The following is a 22907-nucleotide window of genomic DNA, read 5'->3' as shown; positions in this document are numbered from 1 at the left end:
AAAATATGTATCTTTGCAGCCATGAACGAGAACATATTACCTATCCACTTCGCCCCGCTACAAGGCTACACCGATGCCGTCTACCGGCGGGTGCATGCACGCATCTTCGGCGGCATAGAGACCTATTACTCTCCTTTCGTACGCATGGAACACGGAGAAATCCGGCGGAAAGATACCCGTGACATTGAGCCGGACCACAATCCGGGCCTGCACCTCATCCCCCAGCTCATTGCTCCGGATGCGGACAAGCTGGAGCACATAATGTCCCTTTTCATCGAAAAAGGATACCGGGAAGCGGACATCAATTTGGGTTGTCCTTTTCCGATGCTGGCCCGGCGCCACAATGGCTCCGGCATGCTGCCCTATCCCGAAGAAGTGAAAGCGCTGCTCTCCGAAGCCATCGACCGGCATCCCGACATCCGTTTCTCCGTGAAGCTGCGTCTGGGTTGGGAGCAGGCGGAGGAGTGTCTTGCCCTGCTACCGCTATTCAACGAACTCCCCCTCGCACACATCATCCTGCACCCGCGTCTGGGCAAGCAGCAATACAAAGGAGAGGTAGACCTGAAGGGGTTTGAAGCTTTCTACAAAGAGTGCACCCGCCCTCTGTTCTACAACGGCGACCTGCATACCGTGGAAGATATCCGTTCTATCACCACACGGTTCCCCCGATTGGCAGGTATCGTCATCGGCCGCGGGCTGCTAGCCAATCCTGCTCTGGCGCTGGAATACAAGCAAGGAACCCCGATTTCTTCCGATGAAATGGCGAAAAAGGTGGGGCAACTGCACACCGAGGTCTTCAACGCCTATCAAGAGCTACTACAAGGCGGTGAGGCACAGTTATTAATGAAAATGAAAAGTTTCTGGGAGTATCTGTTACCGGACGGAGACCGCAAAGCGAGAAAGACCATTCATAAGACCAGTAAACTGGCAAACTATCAGTCAGCAGTAAGCAATCTGCTCGGAACATATTAAACAACCGTTTCCAGTATCTTTCTCTATAGGAGAGAAAGGCTAAGACTCCTATACCGAATACCCACAACACCCGGATGTATTCACCCAAAACATGGGGATGTATTACCCCAAAACATCCCCATGTTTTATAGTAAAACACCCGGATGTTATGGGGTAAAACATCCGGGTGTTGTGGGTATTCAGTATCAATGTCTAACCTATACTCTCCCTACCTCTTTAACTCTACCTCTAAGCTTGCAGCATCCCGGCAAGTAAAGCGCAACACTGTCTGCTTCTTGTCTGCCGACACCACCTTGCAATAGGGCGTCTCGGCAACCTTCCACTGTCCCTTCAAAGTAACGGTTACGGGAATCTCCTGACTCTCATTGTCAGTCCACGGGCGTGAATAGATACTGCGCTCAATACGTTTTCCGTCTTTGTCGAAAGCCTCGTCACTCGGACCACGATACAAGGCCAGGTCGGGCTGGGAGACAGTCAGAAGAAGCTTGTCCTTATATTCACGTATCATGACAAGGCACGATGTATCGGCTTTCTGCAACAATCCACCGTCGGGCAGCGCCTGCGGAGTCTCGAACAAGACGTAAGAAGTAAGACCGTCTGCCGGAGAGCGTACAATATGGGCGTTGCGGTCTTGTCGGAGAATCTTGTAAGTGGGTTTCTTGGCGAATGCCTTCAAAGCGGCAGCATCCGTGTGGGGCAGCACTGCATATTCGTAGGAAGCGCCTTTCGGGGCTTTGCCATGTTGCAATGTCAAGGACACCCAATCACCGGAAGTAGGCTTGGTGCTACGCTCGCCCACGGTCACTTGCGGGAAGTTCTTCTCGTACCGGGCATCAGGGCGGGAGGCTTTGGAAATGTAATAACCTACGCCGTTAGGGTCTATATAAGTCTGTCCGTCACTCTGATAGGACTCCCAGTATTGACGGGTTTCGGGAGTGGTGGCGGCAAGCTGGAACACGGTGGTTTCCGTGGGATATTCGGTATTCAGGTTTTCGATGTCCGTACCGAGGCATACAATGGTGCCGTCGAAGAAGTGGAACGACTTGCGGGCACGGTGAGAACCGTTATACTTATCATGTTCATGCAGCACCATACCGAAGTTACCGTTCAGATGTGCCTGGGACAAACCGCCGGCAAAAGCCTCATCGGAATAGAGCATCTCCTCCATACCGGAGAAGGTATCGACATTCAATACCCGGGCACGCAACTGGTCGAAAGGCAGATGGATGCTCGTGACACCCGGAATACGATTCCAGTCGAAACCGGCTTCCTGCCAGCCACTGGTGGCAAAAGTAACCATTTCATCGGGTTTTCCGGTAAGAATCTGCATGCTGCCATGTGCCAGATAACGGCCATAGAAGTTGGCGGGGAGATAGTGCTCGGCAGCCCAGAGATAACGGGAATGTCCGCGTACTACGGCAGCCCAGTTGTCACGACGCTGTACGGACACGCAGCCGTAACCCAAGGCCAGATTGCCTTGTGGGTCGGGTTCCGGACGGAAGCCCTGGGCTTCGAGCAACTTCTTCATCTCCAATTCGTGGCGGGTGGAAGCCTTCGGCAGATAGTCGGGCGCATTCTTGTCCGGAGCTTCTGTATAGGCAACCAGGCGCAGATAGGCAGCAGCCATTTCGGGGTCATATTTCTGCTTGCCATCCGGCGTACCGGCAATGGCCATCGTGGCATATTGGATAGGTATCAGACTTCCTCCCCCGTTGGGATGGCGCCCGGACATGGAGAGAGACCATTGCTTCAGGTTGCAATAGAAACGCATGGTGAGAAGCACTTTCTTCACCGTCTCGTGTGCCTGCTCGGACAGGCGGAACTCGGTACCACTCAGCAAGTAAATCATATTAGTGGCACCGTCCAGACCGCCCACTGCATAGGCAGGATAATTGTTGCAATGATGGAAGCAGGCACCGTCCGGCTTGAAAGAACCGGCCAGTCCCGGCGCAGGAAGGCAGCCTTTGTCCAGCCAACGGGAGAAGGAACGCAGGTATTGCAGTTTCTCCGGTGTATCCTCCATAATCAGGATGCTGGCTATGCGGCCTTGCAACTTGGTGTTAAACGTATCTATATCAATACCGTTGACGGCAGGTTCGGGATATACCTCATTGGTGATGGCATACCAGTTGAGCGTACGTACCGCCTCTTCCAGCTTACCTGCCTCACGCAACACGTCCTTCATCAAGAAATAAGCCAAAAACAGACCGCGCATACTATATCCGTAATGGTGGATATTTCCCCAGCAACTGCCGTAGGCAATACCCTGGTCGGTGGCGTTATCGTACATGGCGATGAATTTCTGCTTCAACTCGTGTTTCAGCGCCGCATCCTCCACATTGTTGTAGGCGATGGCGACGCGTTTCATCAGGTTGAAATAGTCGCTTATCTCTATCCCCAGTCTGGAGAACATATCTTTGTCCCAATCGGGTACCATACGTTCGTATGCCTCGGAGTGACGTACGAAATAGATAGGACGTCCTGCTACCTTGCCGTTCTTGTAGGTAATCCGATAAAAATCATACTTCTTACGGATGGACTGCATCTCCTTCTCCGAAAGTGCGGAAGGCGTGTAGAGCATGTCGCGGAAACGTTTCTCCATAATCCGTATATCCTGCTTCTGCGCCTCGGTCACGTCTGTCAGAGGGATGTCCGGTTTCCACAAGGAGTGTTCGTAGATAACCAGCCAGTGGTTGGTGGTTCCCTTATTTACAAACGGTACCTGTAAGTCGGCAGTCTGCTGGCGGGCATCCACCTTGCTGGCAGTAATCAGATGGTCGAAAAAGAGTTTCCCCTTCACGTCGGGGGCTACAATTCGGATTTCGTCCATCCCTTCTTCCGGGGTACCTTGCATATCGCGTTCATAACATACCCATGCTCCGCGCCAACCGGTGAAGTTGATGCCAAAAGGAAAAGAGGTGTATACCTTGCCATCCTTCAAGAACTCAAACCGAATCTGCTTGTCCTGGGCCTGCTCATTGTACACCCATACGATGAAAGCCGAAAGATAGGTGTCTTTCCCCGTCGGGTCTTTCTTCTCAAACTTCAAGTCTTTCTTGATGGACAGTGCGGCACCCGGCTCGAAAGTCCAGCTCAAACTGTAGTCGCCGTCCCTATAATGTTCGTCGCTAATGCCCAACTGCGAACCGGCTGCCGTAGTGACAAACGCCGGAACCTGTCTCTCCTCAAAAGAAAGCAAACGCTCATTCTTCACGATTTGCGCATGTACACTGCCCGGCAGCAACATGCAAACGAGCGCTGCCGCTCCTATTTTCCATTTACTGAATTGCATCATGGCTGTTTATTTAAGGTTATCGATATTTGCTACTTGGAAATCTGCAAAAGAAGTTGTAACTGCATATTCCAATGCATTAGTACGGCACAAAGAAACCCCTCTTTTTGGAAAAGGGGGGGCATAAATCGTACAGAAGAAGGATAAAATAATGATTGAGGCGGATTTCTGCCCCAGCTTCATCAGGGATGAAGTTCTTCGAAAGCCTTGTTTTCCTCTTGTACCGCCTGAATGGTTTCTTCCAGTTCACTAATAGGGAGGTCGAAGTTGTACCAGTCGTTATAGCAGTCGGTGACATACCACTTGCCATCCGTCAGTTCAAAGACCACACGAAGGGAAGGTTCTGATTCATCATAGCCTGCTTCGAACTCCTTATGGGCAGGCTCATTGACAGTAAAGTGAGAAATATAGGTACCTCCCTCCTCTTCGGTAGTACGTCCTTCCTTCAGCGTTTCCTCGTCCAGCAATGCCCACTTCTCGCGCGTGAAGGGAAAAGTCTGTTCCGTCTCGCCGTCATCCTTCAAAAGGACGATGGGAGACTTCAAAGGAAACTTGATTCGGGAATACTGGAATGAGGCACTGGACGTAAATTTCTGGAGGAATGTCTTGAAATCCTCCTCTTCGGCAGCCAGACCATTGAAAGTCGTCAGCATGAGTGCCGCAAACAGACAAAAAACAAAGCGGATAGCCTTCATATACTCGGATTATTTTTCAACGCACAAAGATAATATAAAAGTGATAAAATGCTAAGGCCATGAGGCGATAATTATTATCATCTACGCCGCAAATACTCGTAACCAAACCGACAACGCAAGCAGTCTTTCCTGTCACAATATTCCTTTTGAAGTTGGAGCAATGCCTGCGAGTCGGCAGCGGTAGATACCGGCAAACCGGCACCATCCCAAAGACGGGTCACGTGATTGTTTTCGGCCTTCAAGGATTCAAGGAAACGGGTGGCACGGTCACACAAAACGTCATCGGCCTTGTGCAGGCCGTATGCATAAAGAAACGGGATGACCGTATTGATAGCAATCAGATTCAAAGCACCGTCCCCTACCCGCTTTTCCCTCCGGGGTGAAACTTTTCTGAAATTGAAGTGCTCTTCCCAATACACGGAAGTATTGGCAGCCAGTATCTTCTTCACCGCTTCCAGCGTTTCCGCCTCCATGATACGTGAGAAGAGTGCCTGCTCCTTATGATATAGACTGGCAAGCTGCGCCAGACGTACATGCGGAAAGTTATCGGGACGAAGACGCAGAAATCGCCACTGCTCAACGGACATGGGAGCTGGCAGCTCGAACTTGCGTTGCAGGTAGCGGAATTCTTTCTGAAGTTTCAAATAATAATCATCCGCCTCCGCTGGGACCTCCTCCAGCAGGCCTGCCTGCCCCAGGAAGAAAGCCTCCACTTGAAACAGACTGTCCCGATGCTTGTCTACGGCGCGGAATGGAAGGCGGTTTGCCCATGCCTCGAAAGCATCCCCATTCAGCCCGAAGCTGAAGTTACGAGCAAGAGTAATGAAGAAAACATCCTCCCAATGATGATTGCAGCGTTCGAGCCGCTGGGATATGACATGTGCTTTCTGCTCAAAACGCTCTACCTGCAAAGCGGACAGCCAGGAGTGGACGGTCAGCTTCGGAAGGGAGGCAAGGATGGAATAACAGGGAGGATAAATCTCTGTCTGCCGAAGCTCTTCATAGCGCAAACGGACAGTGTCGGGGCAGGTGAGCACCATCTGGGGAACCAGCTCACCGTTCGTGCGGTACACATCACAATTCGATTCGCCCACTACATGCAGAATGACAGTATCATACGCCTTGTCACAGTCGTGCCTATGGAGCAGCCACTCTGATGCCTGCGTATGCACTTCGACGTTGCCCACCCAAAGCGTACCGTCTATTTTCAGTTTGGCATTAAAGAAATCGGGGCCTGCATTCATGTTCGGCAAACCGGGATCTATCACTTCTACCGGCCGGCCGGAGGTTGTTTGGAGTGCTGACAAAGGAAATATTTTGTGCTTCCAAACATAATGCAGTAGTTGTTCCATGTTAACAAGACGTTAATGTTGAGTACAAATGTAAGAAAAAGATTATCTTTGCGACCTATAGTTTGTTGATAAACTAAATAAAAACAGATAGAAACAATGAAAATCGCATTAATCGGCTACGGAAAAATGGGCAAGGAAATCGAGAAAATAGCCCTTGGCCGCGGACACGAAATTGTAAGCATCATCGATGTCGACAATCAGGAAGACTTTGAATCGGCAGCCTTCAAGAGCGCCGACGTTGCCATAGAGTTCACCAATCCCATGGTTGCATACAATAACTATATGAAGGCATTCCAGGCCGGAGTCAAATTGGTATCCGGCAGTACGGGATGGATGGCGGAACATGGAGACGAAGTGAAGAAGCTTTGCACCGAAGGTGGCAAAACACTGTTCTGGTCGTCCAACTTCAGCTTGGGAGTAAGCATATTCTCTGCTGTCAACAAGTACCTCGCAAAGATAATGAACCAGTTCCCTGCCTATGATGTGACAATGAGCGAAACGCACCACATCCACAAGATGGACGCTCCGAGCGGTACGGCCATCACGCTTGCCGAAGGTATTCTGGAGAATCTCGACCGTAAGGACAAATGGGTAGAAGGAACTTTCCAGGCTCCCGACGGGACTGTCTCGGGCTCTACGGAATGTGCAGCCAATGAGCTGCCCATAAGTTCTATCCGCGAAGGAGAAGTACCGGGCATCCACAGCATCCGCTACGACTCCGAAGCCGACAGCATCACCATCACCCACGATGCCAAGAATCGCAGGGGATTTGCCTTGGGAGCTGTCCTTGCTGCCGAATATACCGCCAAGCACGAAGGTGCTTTGGGAATGAGTGACTTGTTTCCATTTTTAAAAGACTAAGACATCATGAGAAAAGCAACACGCACCCAATGGATTAAATTCAGTATAGTCACCCTGCTCTACCTTGCCTTTCTGGTTTGGGTAAAAAGCTGGCTGGGGCTGATTGTACTACCTTTCATTTTTGACATCTACATCAGTAAGAAGATACCCTGGGGGTTCTGGAAGAAATCGGAGAATCCTGCCGTACGCAGCATCATGAGTTGGGTGGATGCCATCGTATTTGCGCTGGTAGCCGTCTACTTCGTAAATATCTATGTGTTCCAGAATTATCAGATACCGTCTTCCTCATTGGAGAAATCCTTGTTGGTAGGCGATTTCCTTTACGTCAGCAAGATGAGTTATGGCCCGCGCGTACCGAATACGCCGCTTTCCATGCCGCTGGCACAACATACACTGCCGGTATTCAACACCAAATCGTACATCGAATGGCCCCAATGGAAATATAAACGTGTACCGGGCTTCGGCAAAGTGAAACTGAACGACATTGTGGTGTTCAACTTCCCGGCAGGCGACACGGTAGCCACCAACTTCCAGCAGACAGATTTCTATACCCTTGCTTACGAAGAAGGAAAACGCGTGTATCCCAACAAAGTGAATATGGACAGTCTGACACGCAAACAGCAACGTACCGTCTATGATTTGTACTACAATGCCGGACGTAACCTCATCCGTTCCAATCCGAGAATGTACGGTGACATTGTCATACGTCCCGTCGACCGTCGTGAAAACTATGTAAAACGTTGCGTAGGCCTACCCGGCGATACATTGCAAATCAAGAAGGGACAAGTATACATCGACGGCAAAGCTATCGAGAACCCTACAGAAATGCAGTTCAACTACTTTGTACAAACAACGGGGCCCTATATCACCGATGATATGTTCCGTGAACTGGGCATCAGCAAAGAGGACCAGACACTGATGACTGACGGTCTGGGCTGGGAAGAGAATCTGATTGAAATGGGATTGGACCGCCGGGATGCCCAAGGCAGGCTGGCACCGGTCTATCATCTTCCGCTCACTAAAAAGATGTACGAGACCCTTTCGGGCAACAAGAAACTCATCAGTAGTATTATCATCGAACCGGGAGAATTCTCGGGACAGATGTATCCGCTGAACCTTTACACCCAATGGGACCGCAACAACTACGGCCCAATCTGGATTCCTGCCAAAGGCGCCACCATCAAGCTGACCGAGGATAACCTGCCCATCTACGAACGCTGCATCGTTGCCTATGAAGGCAACAAACTGGAAGTCAAGGAAGACGGCATCTACATCAACGGTGAAAAGACCGACTCCTATACTTTCAATATGGACTACTACTGGATGATGGGCGACAACCGCGACAAGTCCGCCGACTCCCGATACTGGGGTTTTGTGCCGGAAGACCATGTCGTAGGAAAGCCTATCGTAGTATGGTTGTCACTGGACAAAGACCGCAGCTGGTTTGATGGCAAGATACGCTGGAACCGGATATTCAAGTGGGTGGACAACATTAAATGAAAAAAGGGTGGAAGATAGCAATTACAATCGTTGGAGTGGCACTCGTCGTAGTGCTGCTTCGGGGTTGTGTGGCAACTTCCTATCTTATCCCTTCTTCCGGTATGGAGAACTCACTGTATCAGGGTGAACGTATTCTTGTAAACAAGTGGAGCTACGGTCTACGACTTCCTTTTATGAAGTTATGGGGATATCATCGCTGGGCGGACAGTCCGGTGCAGAAAGAGGATATTCTTGTATTCAACAATCCTGCCAATCTTTCAGAACCCGTGATCGACCGACGGGAAGTCTTTATCAGCCGTTGCATCGGTACTCCCGGAGATACCTTACTGATAGATTCGCTTTTTTCAGTGATTCCTTCCGAAAAGAATGCACCCGACCAGAAGTTTCTTTATTCTTACCCCAGGCAACGGGAACGACAGTTGGATTCATTGCTTTCCATCCTTTCCATCGCTCCCAACCAACTATTGGGACAGGACTCAATAAAGAATATACGTAGTTTCAGCCGCTATGAACACTACTTGCTGGAACAAGCCATGAACGGGAATTGCTGGATAGAACCGATTGTCAAGGAAGACTCCATGGAGATGTTGAAACCTCTGATAATCCCCGGCAAAGGCAAAACCGTACGCGTATATCCGTGGAACAAGACTTTGCTGCGGAATACCCTGGTACTTCACGAAAAGAAACAGGCCGAAATCAAGAACGACACCCTTTATGTGGAAGGCAAGCCCGTGCAGCACTGCCATTTTACCAAAGACTACTACTGGGTAGGTGCCAACAATGCCATCAATCTTTCGGACTCCCGCCTTTTCGGTTTCGTCCCCGAAGACCACATCATAGGCAAGGCGTCTGTCATCTGGTTCTCCAAAGAAAAGGGAACAGGACCTTTCAGCGGTTACCGATGGGGTAGGATATGGAAAAAAGTGGAATGACAAACAAATGAAAGAATAAAAATGAAAATACAAACAATGAACAGTAACTTCAATCGTAAATCGCAAATCATCTAATCGTAAATATACTGATGAAAACAGTTTTTCTTTCTTCCGCCTATTTGGCTCCCATAGAATATTATACCAAACTACTGGCATACGATAAAGTATTCATCGAACAGCATGACCACTATATGAAGCAGACTTACCGGAACCGTTGTACCATTGCTGCACCGGACGGTGAACTGGCCCTTTCCATCCCCACCGTCAAACCGAGCACCCTGAAATGCCCGATGCGCGATATACGTATTTCAGACCACGGTAACTGGAGGCATCTGCACTGGAATGCCATAGAATCTGCCTATAACCACACTCCCTTCTTCGAATACTACAAGGATGACTTCCGTCCCTTCTATGAACAGAAATATGAATTTTTAGCCGATTTCAACGAAGAACTTTGCCACCTCGTCTGTTCCTTGATAGACTTGCAACCGGATATGACACGTACTACCGGATACCGGACTGAGTTTGCTCCGCATGAGACAGATTTCCGCGAACGCATTCATCCGAAAAAGGATTTTGCCCTGGAAGATACAGAATTCTCACCACAACCTTATTATCAGGTGTTTCAAGAGAGACTCGGGTTTCTGCCCAACTTGAGCATCATAGACCTGCTGTTCAATATGGGACCGGAGAGTTTATTGATATTACAGAAGTCCATCACCTAAACAATAAGCACATATTTTCTGTACGATTGTAAATGCAGTGCAACAGATTATTCCGTATTTTTGCAATGTTAATCAAATAAAACACAACGTAATTTTAAATGAATGAATCATGAAAAACTTATTTGACATCAAAGACAAAGTAGTGGTTATAACCGGTGGAACGGGAGTATTGGGGAAAGCCATCGCCTTTCATCTGGCAGAAGAAGGTGCAAAGGTTGTTGTTTTAGGACGCAAGGCAGAAACAGGGGACGCCATTGCCAGAGAAATCAAGGCAAACGGTGGAGAAGCCATGTTCCTGACAACCGACGTGACGAACCGTGAACTGCTGGAACAGAACCTGGCTGATATTCTGAAAACCTATGGACGCATAGATGCCCTGCTGAATGCAGCCGGTGGAAATATGCCGGGTGCCACCATCGCGCCTACGGGTACATTCTTCGATTTGAAGATAGAAGAATTCCAACGGGTGCTGGAATTAAACCTGACCGGTACCGTACTGCCTACACAAGTCTTCCTCAAACCAATGGTGGAGCAGAAGGCAGGCGCTATTGTCAACTTCTCCAGCATGGCTGCTTTCCGCCCCATGACGCGCGTAGCCGGATATGCTGCCGCAAAAGCCGGTATCTCCAATTTCACAGCTTTCATGGCTACAGAAGTTGCCAAAAAGTTTGGCGAAGGTATTCGTGTAAATGCCATCGCACCCGGATTTTTCCTCACAGAGCAGAACCGTGCCCTGCTGACGAACCCGGATGGAAGCTACACGGAACGTGGGCAAGATGTGATCCGCCAAACTCCCTTCGGACGTATGGGCCGTGCAGAAGAGCTTTGCGGAACCATCCAATACCTCATCAGCGATGCTTCCAGCTTTGTCACCGGTACGGTGGCTGTAGTGGACGGAGGGTTCAACGCATTCGCGATGTAAATAGTAAATTGCAAATCATCAAACAATAAATAACATGATTCTTTGTGAACAAACCTGGCGCTGGTACGGTCCCAACGACCCGGTAAGCCTTTGGGACATCAAACAAGCCGGGGCTACCGGCATTGTAAACGCCTTGCATCATATTCCAAACGGGGAAATATGGACAGTAGAGGAAATCAAGAAACGGAAAGAAATGATTGAAGCCGTCAGTCTGCGCTGGTCTGTAGTAGAAAGTGTACCCGTACACGAACATATCAAGACCCAAACCGGAGACTTCCAGAAGTATATCGACAACTATAAAGAGAGCTTGCGTAACCTGGGCAAATGCGGCATTCACATTGTCACCTACAACTTTATGCCCGTACTGGACTGGACACGTACCGACCTCGCCTACGAACTACCCGACGGCAGTCGTGCCCTCCGCTTTGAACGTGCCGCCTTCATCGCCTTCGACCTCTTCCTGCTACATCGCCCCGGTGCAGAAGCCGAATACACTGACGAGGAAAAGACCAAGGCCCGTACCCGCTTCGAACAGATGACGGAGGCAGACAAACAACTGCTTGTACGCAACATGATTGCCGGACTTCCCGGTTCAGAAGAAAGCTTCACCTTGGAACAGTTCCAGCAGGAACTGGACCGCTACAAAGGCATCACTCCGGAACGCCTGCGTGCCAACCTGATCTATTTCCTGCAAGAAATCACTCCGGTAGCCGACGAAGCAGGTGTCATGCTCGTTATCCATCCAGACGACCCACCGTGCTCCATCCTCGGCCTGCCACGCATCATGAGCTGTGCTGCCGATTTCCAGGCACTGATTGACGCTGTTCCCAACAAGAGCAACGGCCTTTGCCTCTGCACCGGCTCACTCGGTGTAAGCAGTGCCAACGACTGTGCAGCCATCATGCAGCAGTTTGCCGACCGCATCAACTTCGTCCACCTGCGCAGTACGCAACGCGACGCCGAAGGCAACTTCTACGAAGCCAACCACCTGGAAGGAGACGTGGACATGTATCACGTGATGAAAGCCTTCCTTGAACTGCAGCAACATCGTGGCGTCTCCATCCCAATGCGCCCTGACCATGGGCACCAGATGGTGGACGACTTGAAGAAGAAAACCAATCCCGGCTATTCCTGTATCGGCCGCCTGCGTGGACTGGCAGAACTTCGTGGACTGGAAATGGGTATAGCCAAATCGCTGTACGAATAAGGCACAAGAAATAGCAAGCATAAGGAAAGAACAGGAAGCCCTCCGTCCGAAACTTTGAAGTTTCGGACGGAGGGCTTCCCTTTATAAGTTTTTTGCCATCAGCCGCCTCTTCTTAAGGCACTGTCTGCCGGCATTTATTTACCTTCTTTTGCAGCAAGCACTTTCCATACAACGGCACTCAGCGCAGCACCCACAAACGGAGCTACAATGAACAGCCACAACTGAGAGAGAGCCTCGCCACCCTGGAACAGTGCCGGACCGATGCTACGGGCAGGATTGACAGAAGTTCCCGTAACAGGAATACAAACAATGTGCACTAATACCAACGTAAGACCAATGGCCAATCCTGCAAGATTACCCGCCCCCTTCTCGGAATCCGTAGAACCTAAGACAACCAGCACAAAGATAAACGTGAACACAGCCTCTGCAATGAATGCCTGCAACATCATTCCGTCAGCAAACCCATTGGAACCGGTAGCCGTAGGACCGCCATGAGCGCCCGTAGACACCAATGCATAAAGAATGGCAGAACCGATAACCGCCCCGATAACCTGAAACACCATATACATGGCTGCATCTTTCCCGCTCATCCTGCCGGACAACAGAACGCCCAGGGTAACGGCAGGATTAATATGACATCCCGAGATTCCTCCGATAGCGTATGCCATCGCCACAACGGACAAGCCGAAAGCAAAAGCCACTCCCAGCGTTCCGACACCTGCACTAACCGCCCCCGCCGCACTTCCGGCAAAGACAGCACTACCACATCCCATCAGGACAAGAACCATTGTCCCGATCATTTCTGCTAAATACTTCTTCATGATAGTTTTATCAAACATTGATTTCTGCAAAAATAAATATAAAAGATGAAAATCTGCCTAAACACGGCGGTAAAAACTCACCCATTACTACAAAACATCACTGCTTTGACTCTAACATCCAGCATATCTGCATCTTCTTTAGCCAACCCGAAGAAACTCAGAAATATAAGAAAACATATTGGCTTGTAAAGAGTACAAAGAAAGGGTGCAACCTCACGGCCACACCCTCCATCTACACTATCTTTGATAATAACCTAAAAGGAAACTTTATTTCCCTACATCATTTCAATTCAAAAGGAACCGTTCCCTTCACATCGGCTGCCGAAGCTGCTATGACAGCCTCGAACTTACCCGGCTCGGCCACCCAAGCGTGCTGGGTGTCATCGAAGAAGCTAAGAGCCTCCTTATCAATGGTAAATGTGACTTCCTTTGTTTCGCCCGGAGCCAGTTTCACCTTTTGGAAACCTTTCAGTTCCTTGACGGGACGAGGCAGAGAGGACTTCTTGTCACTGATGTACAGTTGGACAACTTCCTGCCCTTCGCGCGCTCCGGTATTCTTTACAGAAACCTTCACGGTCAGCGTACCGTCGGCCTGCATGGTCTTGCTGTCGGCTGTGGGCTTGCCATACTCGAAAGTGGTATAGCTCAAACCGTGGCCGAAGGGGAACAACGGTTTCACCTTCTTCTGCTTATCGGCCCAACGGTAACCTACAAAAATACTTTCATTGTATTTGATGTCGATGATGTCCTTGCTCCGCTTGCCGGTATATTCACCCAGGCTGTGGGCCGGGCAATCCTCCAACTTCACGGGGAAGGTAAACGGAAGCTTGCCACTGGGATTCACATCCCCCATAAGGATAGCGGCGAGAGCACTACCGGCTTCGGAACCCAGATACCAGTCCTGAACGATAGCAGGCACTTCGTTCACCCACGGCATGGCAATGGCATTGCCGGAAATGTTGACAACAATCAGATTCTTGTTTGCCTTTGCCAGTGCAGAGATAACAGCATCTTGTCCGTAAGACAAACCCAGACCTTCACGGTCTGAATCCTCACAGTCCTGGCCGTTGCTTTTGTTCAAACCGCCGATGAAGATTACATAATCGGCATCCTGGGCTTCTTTCACGGCTTCGGCTATCAGTTCTTCGGGAGTGCGGTCATCCTTCAGGTTCTGTCCAGTCACCACACCATTATACTCACCGCTTGCATCGCCCACGTAGCCACGAGCATACACCACTTCAGCCTTGCCAGCCACACGCTGCTTGATACCGTCCAACGGAGAAAGCTCACGCTGCACCTTCAGCGAAGAACTGCCACCACCTACAGTCATCATCTTGATAGCATTTTCGCCCACTACCAGAATCTTTTTAGTCTGGTCCAAATCTATCGGGAGCACATTGCCTTTGTTCTGCAACAGTACGATGCCCTCCTCGCCGATGCGGCGGGCAGCCTCGTAATGCTCCGGAGAAAGCATACTTCCCCACGGACGGTCGGGATTCATCACCGTACGGAAGATAAGGCGCAGAATGCGGCGTACCTTGTCGTCCAGCTCCTTAGTACCGACCTTGCCTTCGCGTATGAGGTTCAGGTAGGGATTCGCCAGATAATAATTGTCGTATGCATTGCTGGCACCATTTGAAAGTCCGTTAGTCCAACTGCCGAATTCCATATCCAGCCCATTGGTAATGGCTTGCCGAGTATCGTGCGTGCCGCCCCAGTCGGAAATGACTACGCCGTCGAATCCCCATTCGCCCTTCAATATATCGTTTAATGTGTATTGGTTGTGGCAAAGATGTTGGCCTTTGTAAAGGTTGTAGGCACCCATGATGCTCCACGCTCCACCTTCCTGCACAGCCATCTTGAAGGCAGGCAGATAGATTTCATAAAGGGCGCGGTCGTCCACGATGACATTGGTGGTGTGACGGTTCACTTCGTGGTTGTTCAAGGCAAAGTGTTTCACGCAGGCAGCCACACCATTCTGCTGCACGCCCCGGATATAGGGCACTACCATCTTTCCGGCCAGATAAGGGTCCTCACCCATATACTCAAAGTTGCGTCCGTTGAGCGGTGTACGGTAGATATTGATACCAGGGCCCAGCAAGACCGATTTGTTGCGGTAGCGCGCCTCTTCACCGATACTCTGTCCGTAAAGGAGAGACATTTCGGGGTTCCAGGTTGCTGCCAGACAAGTCAAGGCAGGGAAAGCCACACAGGAGTCATTGGTGCATCCGGCTTGTTCCCACTCGTCCCACAACACATCGGGACGTATACCGTGAGGGCCGTCATCCGTCCATACATCGGGAATGCCCAGACGGGGTACACCCGCACTGCTGAACTTGCTTTGCGCATGAGTCAACTTCACTTTCTCTTCCAGGGTCAGACGGCTCAAAGCGTCTTCCACTCTTTCTTCAATAGGTTTGCTTGCGTCCAGATAGACGGGCTTCTGCTGGGCTGAAAGAGGCAGCGCGACAGCAGCCAGAACCAAACCGAATAATACTTTTTTCATTGTTGTACAATTTAAGTTGTTATATAATTTAAGTAAGTACTCATAATCAGTCCGTACTATTGACAATCCCCAGCAGACAAGGGAATATGACTTATCCCCCCACACATAGGAACTGAAATCCTTACAGCCGTATAGTGAGTATCCATAACATCCGGATGTTGTTGTCCAAAACATCCCCATGTTTTACCCCAAAACACCCGGATGTTTTATCCCAATACATCCCCATGTTTTGCCTTAAAACATCCGGATGTTTTGGGTTCTCAGTCCTATGGTGTGTACAGCTCAGTCCCTACCTCTTTCATGCTAAGTCCCGGCATCTCATCCTCTAGGACTTGATACGTACTGTTTGCAGCGAGGCAGTACCCGCTACTTCATTCCCAATGACCGGATATAACCCTCCTGAACCACACAATTCTTCAGTTTGCATGCCTCGATAAAGTCCATCATCGCCTTGCGGGACATGGCCTGCGCGGGACGTGCCTCACGGATTTCCTTGTACGTGGCACGCGGTGCTTCGGAGAAATACACGATGTTTGCCCAGTTCTCCGGCGGAGTGATGCCGACGAAAGAAGAACCGTCCATCTTCTTGTAGGGCCAGAAGGTATAGCCGATGTTGTTCTCGCGCATCGTCTGGCAGAAAGCGGCCTGCCATTCGTCCGTATTGTGGCCTATCTCACCCATGTACATGGGCAGGTTCACACTGTCGCGGAAGTTGATAATCGTCTGGATGGCAGCTTGGGTAGGTTCGCCTCCGTAACGGTGGCAGGTGTACATTATCTTGTCGTCGAACTTGGAGTCCTTGAAAGGCTTGAAATTACCGTTCCATTGCGAACCGCCCAGCAGGATGATGTGGTTGCTGTCCACCTCGCGGATGGCGGCTACACCTTTCTTATATACATCTTCCAGCTTGCCGTTGAGCTCCTCCATGTTCTCGAAGTAAGGGGCAATGGGCTCGTTGAAGAGTTCGTAACCGAGGATGACCGGTTCGTTCTTGTAGTGGTCGGCTATCCGGCGCCAGATGTCACAGTAAAGTTGCTGGCTGACTTCGCTGTCGAACAGCCAGGGATAGCCGTAGCTGTCGTCGATGTTGTCGCCCGTCTGTCCGCCGGGGGCGTCGTGCATGTCGAGGATGAGGTACAAGTCCGATTCGCGGCACCACTCTACCAGGCTGTCCACGCGGGCAAAGCCGTCTTGGTCGGCAGTCAGCCCCATATAGTCCTCGTCCGTAAACAGTTTGTAATGGAAAGGCAGGCGGATGGTGTTGGCACCCTGCTCCTTGATGAAGCGGATGTCCTCGCGCGTTACATAATTGTCCTTGAATGCTTTCCAGAAGTCGGCCGTAAAGTCCGGTCCCACCAGCTGGCAGAACATCTCATTGATGAAACGAGCGGAATTGGTCTTGTTGAACTTGAACATGTATCCTTCCGGATTCAGCCAGTTACCCAGGTTGGTACCCATGATGAAGAGTTTGGTACCGTCGGGCTTTATCAAGTCCTGACCCTGAATGGTTACGAATGCATCCGAAGTTACTTCTTTTGTCGCTTGTTTCTCACCGCATCCCGCAAGGCCCAAAGACAGCAAGGCGATGGAAATGCTTGTCGCTAATAAATGTTTCATGGCAATAATTTTGGTTATGGTATCAGTTGCGATATTCGCTTTTACTTCCCCAAAGTTAGGAAAGATAAGAACACCTCGTACCGGCGAATCGGGAATAGGTGGAAGAAGTAAAGAAGCACAAACAAACAAACAACTAATAATCAGAAATATAAGTAGAAGAAGAGAAAGGCAGAAAGTGGATTCAAAAAACCGGTTTGACGTATTGTCAGCGTATCTGCATCAGCCGTATTTCAAAGTCCTCGCGCGAAATGCGGGCCTTGTTCTTCACTTTGGCACGGTAATTATAGATGGTGTTTACAGAATAACGGAGGAATTCTGCAATCTGCGAACTGTCGTCGATGCCCAGACGAATCAAGGCGAAAATGCGGAGTTCCGTATTCAGCAACTCGCCTTTACGGAGCACGATGCGTTCTTCGGGCTGCAGCAAGTCATTGAATTTATCGACAAAATCGGGGAAAAGGTGCAAGAAGGCAGTATCAAAGTTATCATAGAGTTCCTTCAGTCCGGTGTCCAGCACCTCACGGGAACGCACCATCTTCAGCAGCTCTTCCATCTGCCCGGCAGAGATTTTCTTGTTGACCATCCGCCGGTAGGTATCCAGCCGGTTGATATAAACGGAGCAGAGATTCATGAAACGGCCCACATACTCCTCCTTGATGTTGTTTGAGAGTTGCAGTTGCTCGTTGGCATGCTCCAGTTTGTTCCGTGCGGCAGAGAGTCGCTGCATCTGCCGGTAGATAAAGCCCACTGCCACCACCAACAGCACAATCAAAGTGCTGATGAGCCAGAGGTACAGCCGGAGCCGGTCATTCTGCTTCTCGCGCATGGCCTGATAAGTGAGGTCTATCAGTGAAAGGATGCCGGCAGTCTGGAGGCTGCGGCTACGGGCGTTGTATCGGTTGGTTTCGTCCCACGAGAAACGGATGTAACGGTAGGCATGCTCCATATCCCCTTCCTCATAAAGAAGTTCCGCCAGGTTCCAGAGTGAGGCATGGTCTGTGATGCTCAGGCGAATATCGGTCAGTGCCGACAAAGCCAGATAGCGCTTCTCCTCCTCCCGGTTCCCGAGCCGGCGGTAGAGCAATGAGCGCTGATAGGTCACCAGCGCATATTCGGGAGTATTGGGCTTGGCATGTGCCAGACGCGTATCATTGATGCTCAAGGCTTCGTCCGGATGGCCTGCAGCGGCCTCCCGCGCCTCTCTTCGTTCCAGGTAGAGGGAGGATGAAGGCAGAAGTACCTGCATCAAAGAATCGTCATAATGGGTAGCCAAAGCCTGATAATGCTTCTTGAAAGAATCGTCCAGCGTATAGAAACTCAGTTCTGTGTAAAGTTTATGACAGGCATTGTAATAGTCCGGCAGCAGATGGGAGGGAAGGGAAGCTTTGTCCGTCTGCCTCAAGAGTTCGGCAGCCTCCTCGTACATACCTGCCGAAGCCATCAGGTGGGCAAGCTCCAGCCTTGTTTCGAGTACCGCATCCTGCCGGCCATAACGCTCTGCCCAATCCAGATTGACACGAAGATAATGGATGGCCGAATCGCAGATATATGTCTTATACTCCTTATAGATTTCCCCATTCCATCGAAAAAAAGAGATATTGGCGGTATCGGTATCCAGCACTTGGCGCTTCAGCCGGGCAATGCGTCCTTCACGCACGGCGACATAGTGCCGGTGCGCCTCGATAGCCTCATCCAAAGAGGACGTCAGCGCAGTAAAAGAGGGCGTGCCGGCAGCAAAAACCACACTTTGCCATACCACGACGGCAAGAAAACAAAAAGTGAACAATCTCCTTTCCATGACCATAAAGTTCATGCAAATATAGCAAGAAATCCTGCAAAGCAGTAGCATCGGAAAAAATAGTTTCCTATATTTGCGTTCTAAACCCCCAAACAAATTATCTATCATGAAAAGCTTAACACCCCAACGGATTGCCGCGGTAGACGTATTCCGCGCACTCACCATGTTCTTCATGCTCTTTGTCAACGACATTCCCGGACTGAAAAACGTCCCCCACTGGCTGATGCATGCCAGGATGGACGAAGACATGATGGGATTCTCCGACACCATCTTCCCCGCTTTCCTTTTCTGTATGGGCATGTCCGTATCCTTTGCCATACAAAACCGGTACAAAAAGGGAGACAACACCCTGCAAGTCGTGGCCCATATCTTCTGGCGGACAGTGGCGCTGATTGCCATGGGACTGTTTTCACTGAACAGCGGAGGCATCGAAGGCGGTCTATCGCACCAATGGTTTTCCATCCTGATGGTCATCGGTTTCTTCCTCACCTGGGGGGTATATCCCAAAGCGGAAGGAACGAAAAAGACCCTTTTCACTGCAATGAAAACAGCAGGCGTGCTGCTGCTCGCCTTCCTCGTCATCTACAAGGACATGAACGGGAAACCGTTCCAGATAAGCTGGTGGGGCATCCTCGGACTTATCGGCTGGACGTATGCGGTATGTGCAGGCATCTATCTGTTCACCCGGGAAAGCCTGCGGAAGAATGCCATTGCCTGGTTCGTGGTCGTATTGCTTGCCGTAGTCAGCCATTCAGACCTGATACCGGGAGAGTACGGCAGCCGGATTATCCTGCTTCCCTTTATCCCGAGTGACTGGACACTGCATGCCTTCGGTATGTCCGGCGTATTGACCTCCCTGCTCATGCAGCGTTATGCCGACCGGGAACGGCCGGGACGATTCATCGGCATGCTTTGTGCCCTCGGCGTAGGAATGCTTGTCCTCGCCCTCGTCTCACACCCATTCTGGATTATATCCAAAATACAAGCCACGCCGACATGGTTGTTCTACTGCCTCGCCATGTTCTTCCCGCTGTTCGGTTTCTTCTACTGGCTGACGGACGTGAAAGGCAAAACCAACTGGTTCGATATCATCAAACCTGCAGGTACGGCAACGCTGACCTGCTATATTATCCCTTACATCTGGTATGCTGTCCAGCAACTGCTGCATCTGCACTATCCCGAGGCATTGGGAAGCGGTGTACCGGGACTGCTCAAGTCCCTCGTGTTCTCGCTTGTCATTGTGGGGCTGACCGGCCTGCTGGTGAAAGGCAAGATTAAACTGAAAGTATAATGTTGAAAGTTCAGACACCCAACGGTGACAACAAGGTGCTGCTGCATTCGTGCTGCGCACCTTGTTCTTCCGCCATCATCGAGTGCATGCTGGCCAACGGCATACGCCCGACCGTATTCTACTGCAATCCCAACATCTATCCGCAGGCAGAATATGAGACAAGGAAAAACGAGGCTATCCGTTTCGTAACCTCCAAAAACATCGATTTCATCGATGCAGACTATGATTATGCACACTGGTTACATACCATGCAGGGCCTGGAGCATGAACCGGAACGCGGCAGCCGCTGCCTGAAGTGCTTCACTCTGCGCCTGACAGAAACAGCCCGCTACGCTTCCGAGCATGGTTTCTCCGTATTCACTACCACCCTTGCCTCTTCGCGCTGGAAAAGCCTGGAACAAATCAATGAAGCAGGATGCCGTGCCGCCGCACTCTATCCGGGCACCCTCTTCTGGGAACAGAATTGGCGGAAGGGCGGGCTCCAGGAGCGACGCAACCAACTGCTGAAAGAGTATGATTTCTATAACCAGCAGTATTGCGGCTGTGAATTCAGCATGCAACGACTGGAAAAGAATAAATAAAAACTAAAGAAAACATGAAGAAACTGACTTTTACATTACTCATCACTCCGACAGCGGTATACCTCTTTTCTGTTCCCTGCAATGCTAAGTGAAGAGCCAAACACGTAGTTTTCATCGGTCTTGATGGCTGGGGTGCCTACAATGAGGCTCTAAGACTCCCGAACTTCAGTCACGTGTATTGAACCATCATAGCATATTTCCTACCATCTTCATCGTTACTGCCAACCACGGAGGCATTGAAAACGGCCATGGCAACAAGACCATGCAGGAAATGCAGGCTCCGGAAAGAACATTAAGAAAGGAGGCGAATTCCACGAAAGCATGATGCAGTATGACGTTGCCTCCACCATTGTCCACATCCTCGGACTGAAACAGCCACAAGTATGGATAAGACGTCCTATGTTGCAGGTTTTCAAATAAAAAAAGCGATCAGCGATAAATGAGCGTCGAAAGATAGTCCTCGGCAAACATCTCGTTTGCCACCTCCAACAGAGCTTCCGAAGTGAGCTGTTCAATGCGATGGAACACGGCTTCGGAAGTTTCGCATTTATTATAATGCAGGAAAGTCTTGCCCATGCCCAACGCATTGTTCTCATTATTATCCGAAGCTACACCGATTTGTCCGATAAGTTGCTTCTTGGCAGCCGCAAGCTGCGAGGAAGTCATCCGGACATCACGCAAGCGTTTCAATTCCTTATATACCAGGCGGGTGCAGTAGTCCAAATCTGCAGGGTCGCAACCGAAGTAGATGCAGAAAGTTCCCGTATCGGTATAGGAAGTCAAGTTGGATTCTACGTTATAGACCAGCCCACGACGTTCACGGAGAGAAACGTTCAATCGGCTGTTCATGCCCGGGCCACCCAAAACATTGTTCAGCAGGTAAAGTGCGGTGCGCTTGTCATCGTATGCATTATATCCCCGGCTGCCAATCATGACATGTGCCTGGTGAGTATCCTTATGCACTACAAGATGCTCGGGTACATAGAGGGGCGGTGGCATACGGCGGTTGTCCACTGCCATGGCAGGTATATCCGCGAGGAGTTTTTCCGCCCAGCGCACCACCTGCCTAAAGTCCAGATTGCCCAGAACAAAAAAGACCATATTGCCGGGATGGTAGAAGCGAGAAGTGAATGCAGCGGCATCCTCACTGCGAAACAGCTTCAGTTGCCCGGGATTGCCCAGAATGTTGCGTCCCAGGGGATGCCCTCTGAATATCAAGTCTTCGAAATCATCGAAGATGAGCTCGGAAGGGTTGTCTTCGTAGGATTGTATCTCGTCGATAATCACCTCCGTCTCCTTCTCGATTTCGCGTTGCGGGAAAGTGGAGTGGAATACAATATCCGTTAACAATTCGAAGGCACGGCCGAAATGCTCGGTCAGGAAAGCAGAGTAAATCACCGTCTCTTCCTTGTTGGTGTAGGCGTTAAGGTCTCCGCCCACATTCTCCATACGGTTCAGGATATGCCATGCCTTACGCTTGGCGGTACCTTTAAATATAAGGTGCTCCACAAAATGCGCCATACCTTGCTCGTTTTCAAGCTCATCGCGCGTACCCGCATCTACAGCAAAACCACAATAAGCCACCTTGGAGACTGAAGGTTCATGAATGATGCGCAAGCCGTTGGACAAGATATGTTGGTTGAAAGCCGACGGTAAATTCTCTTTTAACTTCTTCATTCTGACGTTTCAAACTATTTGAGGCGACAAAAATACAATAAAACTTATTGCCGTTTATAGAAAATTGCAGATATTTGCATATTGCTATAATGTGCTAATGTGATTAATGTGCTAATATGCCAATGACCATGCGGCATCACAGCGCAGCCAATTAGCAC

17 protein-coding genes and 1 pseudogene are annotated in these 22907 nt (G+C 50.2%); 10 read left to right on the top strand and 8 right to left on the bottom strand.

Features of this window, described 5'->3' with window-relative positions; all coding sequences use genetic code 11:
- The first annotated feature begins 21 nt into the window (after window positions 1–21).
- Entirely contained in the window at window positions 22–972 is a 951-nt protein-coding gene (locus tag ITJ87_RS04745; RefSeq protein ID WP_165491373.1) for a tRNA-dihydrouridine synthase family protein, read from the top strand.
- A gap of 208 nt (window positions 973–1180) precedes the next feature.
- On the opposite strand, the gene ITJ87_RS04740 is transcribed toward ITJ87_RS04745, so the two are convergent.
- The 3 genes from ITJ87_RS04740 to ITJ87_RS04730 all read right to left on the bottom strand — a co-directional run bounded on the left by ITJ87_RS04740 (window position 1181) and on the right by ITJ87_RS04730 (window position 6311).
- Window positions 1181–4267 (bottom strand): chondroitinase family polysaccharide lyase, encoded by a 3087-nt coding sequence (locus tag ITJ87_RS04740; RefSeq protein WP_195690910.1) that lies wholly within the window; start codon window positions 4265–4267, stop codon window positions 1181–1183.
- Window positions 4268–4446: 179 nt separating this feature from the next.
- Window positions 4447–4959, bottom strand: a complete 513-nt coding sequence (locus ITJ87_RS04735; protein WP_117599845.1) for a DUF4348 domain-containing protein — start codon at window positions 4957–4959, stop codon at window positions 4447–4449.
- 77 nt (window positions 4960–5036) lie between these two features.
- The gene (locus ITJ87_RS04730) at window positions 5037–6311 is read right to left on the bottom strand and encodes a DUF2851 family protein (RefSeq protein ID WP_117964301.1); all 1275 of its coding nucleotides are present in this window, start codon (window positions 6309–6311) and stop codon (window positions 5037–5039) included.
- Between the two features lie 96 nt (window positions 6312–6407).
- On the opposite strand from ITJ87_RS04730, the gene dapB reads away from it, so the two are divergent.
- The 6 genes from dapB to uxuA all read left to right on the top strand — a co-directional run bounded on the left by dapB (window position 6408) and on the right by uxuA (window position 12458).
- Window positions 6408–7172, top strand: a complete 765-nt coding sequence (gene dapB / locus ITJ87_RS04725; RefSeq protein ID WP_117599847.1) for a 4-hydroxy-tetrahydrodipicolinate reductase — start codon at window positions 6408–6410, stop codon at window positions 7170–7172.
- Window positions 7173–7178: 6 nt separating this feature from the next.
- A complete protein-coding gene (gene lepB, locus ITJ87_RS04720; RefSeq protein ID WP_117599848.1) occupies window positions 7179–8672 on the top strand; it encodes a signal peptidase I in 1494 nt (497 codons plus the stop codon).
- Window positions 8669–9604, top strand: a complete 936-nt coding sequence (gene lepB, locus ITJ87_RS04715) for a signal peptidase I (RefSeq protein ID WP_117599849.1) — start codon at window positions 8669–8671, stop codon at window positions 9602–9604. Before lepB (ITJ87_RS04720) ends, lepB (ITJ87_RS04715) begins: the two co-directional genes overlap by 4 nt.
- An 89-nt stretch (window positions 9605–9693) precedes the next feature.
- Window positions 9694–10329 (top strand): WbqC family protein, encoded by a 636-nt coding sequence (locus ITJ87_RS04710; RefSeq protein ID WP_117599850.1) that lies wholly within the window; start codon window positions 9694–9696, stop codon window positions 10327–10329.
- A gap of 109 nt (window positions 10330–10438) precedes the next feature.
- Complete coding sequence (locus ITJ87_RS04705) at window positions 10439–11251, top strand: SDR family oxidoreductase (protein WP_117599851.1); 813 nt, start codon at window positions 10439–10441, stop codon at window positions 11249–11251.
- Between the two features lie 34 nt (window positions 11252–11285).
- The gene (uxuA, locus tag ITJ87_RS04700; RefSeq protein ID WP_117964302.1) at window positions 11286–12458 is read left to right on the top strand and encodes a mannonate dehydratase; all 1173 of its coding nucleotides are present in this window, start codon (window positions 11286–11288) and stop codon (window positions 12456–12458) included.
- A 134-nt stretch (window positions 12459–12592) separates the two neighbouring features.
- Here uxuA and ITJ87_RS04695 read toward each other — a convergent pair whose 3' ends face one another.
- The 4 genes from ITJ87_RS04695 to ITJ87_RS04680 form a co-directional block, all read right to left on the bottom strand.
- The gene (locus ITJ87_RS04695; RefSeq protein WP_117599853.1) at window positions 12593–13279 is read right to left on the bottom strand and encodes an MIP family channel protein; all 687 of its coding nucleotides are present in this window, start codon (window positions 13277–13279) and stop codon (window positions 12593–12595) included.
- A 280-nt stretch (window positions 13280–13559) separates the two neighbouring features.
- Window positions 13560–15785, bottom strand: a complete 2226-nt coding sequence (locus ITJ87_RS04690; RefSeq protein ID WP_117964303.1) for a glycoside hydrolase family 3 C-terminal domain-containing protein — start codon at window positions 15783–15785, stop codon at window positions 13560–13562.
- Window positions 15786–16151: 366 nt separating this feature from the next.
- Entirely contained in the window at window positions 16152–17402 is a 1251-nt protein-coding gene (locus tag ITJ87_RS04685; RefSeq protein ID WP_117964304.1) for a glycoside hydrolase family 5 protein, read from the bottom strand.
- 205 nt (window positions 17403–17607) lie between these two features.
- Window positions 17608–19251 (bottom strand): DUF6377 domain-containing protein, encoded by a 1644-nt coding sequence (locus tag ITJ87_RS04680; protein ID WP_117599856.1) that lies wholly within the window; start codon window positions 19249–19251, stop codon window positions 17608–17610.
- A 55-nt stretch (window positions 19252–19306) separates the two neighbouring features.
- On the opposite strand from ITJ87_RS04680, the gene ITJ87_RS04675 reads away from it, so the two are divergent.
- From ITJ87_RS04675 to ITJ87_RS18950, 3 genes and pseudogenes are all read left to right on the top strand, one after another.
- Window positions 19307–20491, top strand: coding sequence for a DUF5009 domain-containing protein (locus ITJ87_RS04675; protein WP_117964305.1), 1185 nt, complete (start codon window positions 19307–19309; stop codon window positions 20489–20491).
- Window positions 20491–21072 (top strand): epoxyqueuosine reductase QueH, encoded by a 582-nt coding sequence (locus ITJ87_RS04670; RefSeq protein ID WP_117964306.1) that lies wholly within the window; start codon window positions 20491–20493, stop codon window positions 21070–21072. Before ITJ87_RS04675 ends, ITJ87_RS04670 begins: the two co-directional genes overlap by 1 nt.
- Before the next feature lie 202 nt (window positions 21073–21274).
- A pseudogene (locus tag ITJ87_RS18950) lies at window positions 21275–21492 on the top strand (alkaline phosphatase); the annotation flags it as partial.
- 9 nt (window positions 21493–21501) lie between these two features.
- Here ITJ87_RS18950 and ITJ87_RS04665 read toward each other — a convergent pair.
- On the bottom strand, window positions 21502–22749 hold the full coding sequence (locus tag ITJ87_RS04665; protein WP_117964307.1) for a pitrilysin family protein: 1248 nt from the start codon (window positions 22747–22749) through the stop codon (window positions 21502–21504).
- Window positions 22750–22907: the final 158 nt, after the last annotated feature.

Source organism: Bacteroides sp. HF-162 (genome assembly GCF_015679285.1).
In the GTDB taxonomy this organism is placed as follows: domain Bacteria; phylum Bacteroidota; class Bacteroidia; order Bacteroidales; family Bacteroidaceae; genus Bacteroides; species Bacteroides uniformis.
The sequence above is the reverse complement of the archived record's forward strand: the minus strand, read 5'-3'. Positions and strand labels throughout refer to the sequence as shown.

Bases quoted from the DNA above. Each gene is read 5' to 3' on its own strand.
- ITJ87_RS04730 (WP_117964301.1), bottom strand. From the start codon at position 6,311: ATGGAACAACTACTGCATTATGTTTGGAAGCACAAAATATTTCCTTTG.
- ITJ87_RS04675 (WP_117964305.1), top strand. From the start codon at position 19,307: ATGAAAAGCTTAACACCCCAACGGATTGCCGCGGTAGACGTATTCCGC.
- ITJ87_RS04735 (WP_117599845.1), bottom strand. From the start codon at position 4,959: ATGAAGGCTATCCGCTTTGTTTTTTGTCTGTTTGCGGCACTCATGCTG.
- lepB (WP_117599848.1), top strand. From the start codon at position 7,179: ATGAGAAAAGCAACACGCACCCAATGGATTAAATTCAGTATAGTCACC.
- uxuA (WP_117964302.1), top strand. From the start codon at position 11,286: ATGATTCTTTGTGAACAAACCTGGCGCTGGTACGGTCCCAACGACCCG.
- ITJ87_RS04745 (WP_165491373.1), top strand. From the start codon at position 22: ATGAACGAGAACATATTACCTATCCACTTCGCCCCGCTACAAGGCTAC.
- ITJ87_RS04685 (WP_117964304.1), bottom strand. From the start codon at position 17,402: ATGAAACATTTATTAGCGACAAGCATTTCCATCGCCTTGCTGTCTTTG.
- ITJ87_RS04705 (WP_117599851.1), top strand. From the start codon at position 10,439: ATGAAAAACTTATTTGACATCAAAGACAAAGTAGTGGTTATAACCGGT.
- ITJ87_RS04710 (WP_117599850.1), top strand. From the start codon at position 9,694: ATGAAAACAGTTTTTCTTTCTTCCGCCTATTTGGCTCCCATAGAATAT.
- ITJ87_RS04695 (WP_117599853.1), bottom strand. From the start codon at position 13,279: ATGAAGAAGTATTTAGCAGAAATGATCGGGACAATGGTTCTTGTCCTG.
- ITJ87_RS04690 (WP_117964303.1), bottom strand. From the start codon at position 15,785: ATGAAAAAAGTATTATTCGGTTTGGTTCTGGCTGCTGTCGCGCTGCCT.
- lepB (WP_117599849.1), top strand. From the start codon at position 8,669: ATGAAAAAAGGGTGGAAGATAGCAATTACAATCGTTGGAGTGGCACTC.
- ITJ87_RS04680 (WP_117599856.1), bottom strand. From the start codon at position 19,251: ATGCTACTGCTTTGCAGGATTTCTTGCTATATTTGCATGAACTTTATG.
- dapB (WP_117599847.1), top strand. From the start codon at position 6,408: ATGAAAATCGCATTAATCGGCTACGGAAAAATGGGCAAGGAAATCGAG.
- ITJ87_RS04740 (WP_195690910.1), bottom strand. From the start codon at position 4,267: ATGATGCAATTCAGTAAATGGAAAATAGGAGCGGCAGCGCTCGTTTGC.
- ITJ87_RS04665 (WP_117964307.1), bottom strand. From the start codon at position 22,749: ATGAAGAAGTTAAAAGAGAATTTACCGTCGGCTTTCAACCAACATATC.
- ITJ87_RS04670 (WP_117964306.1), top strand. From the start codon at position 20,491: ATGTTGAAAGTTCAGACACCCAACGGTGACAACAAGGTGCTGCTGCAT.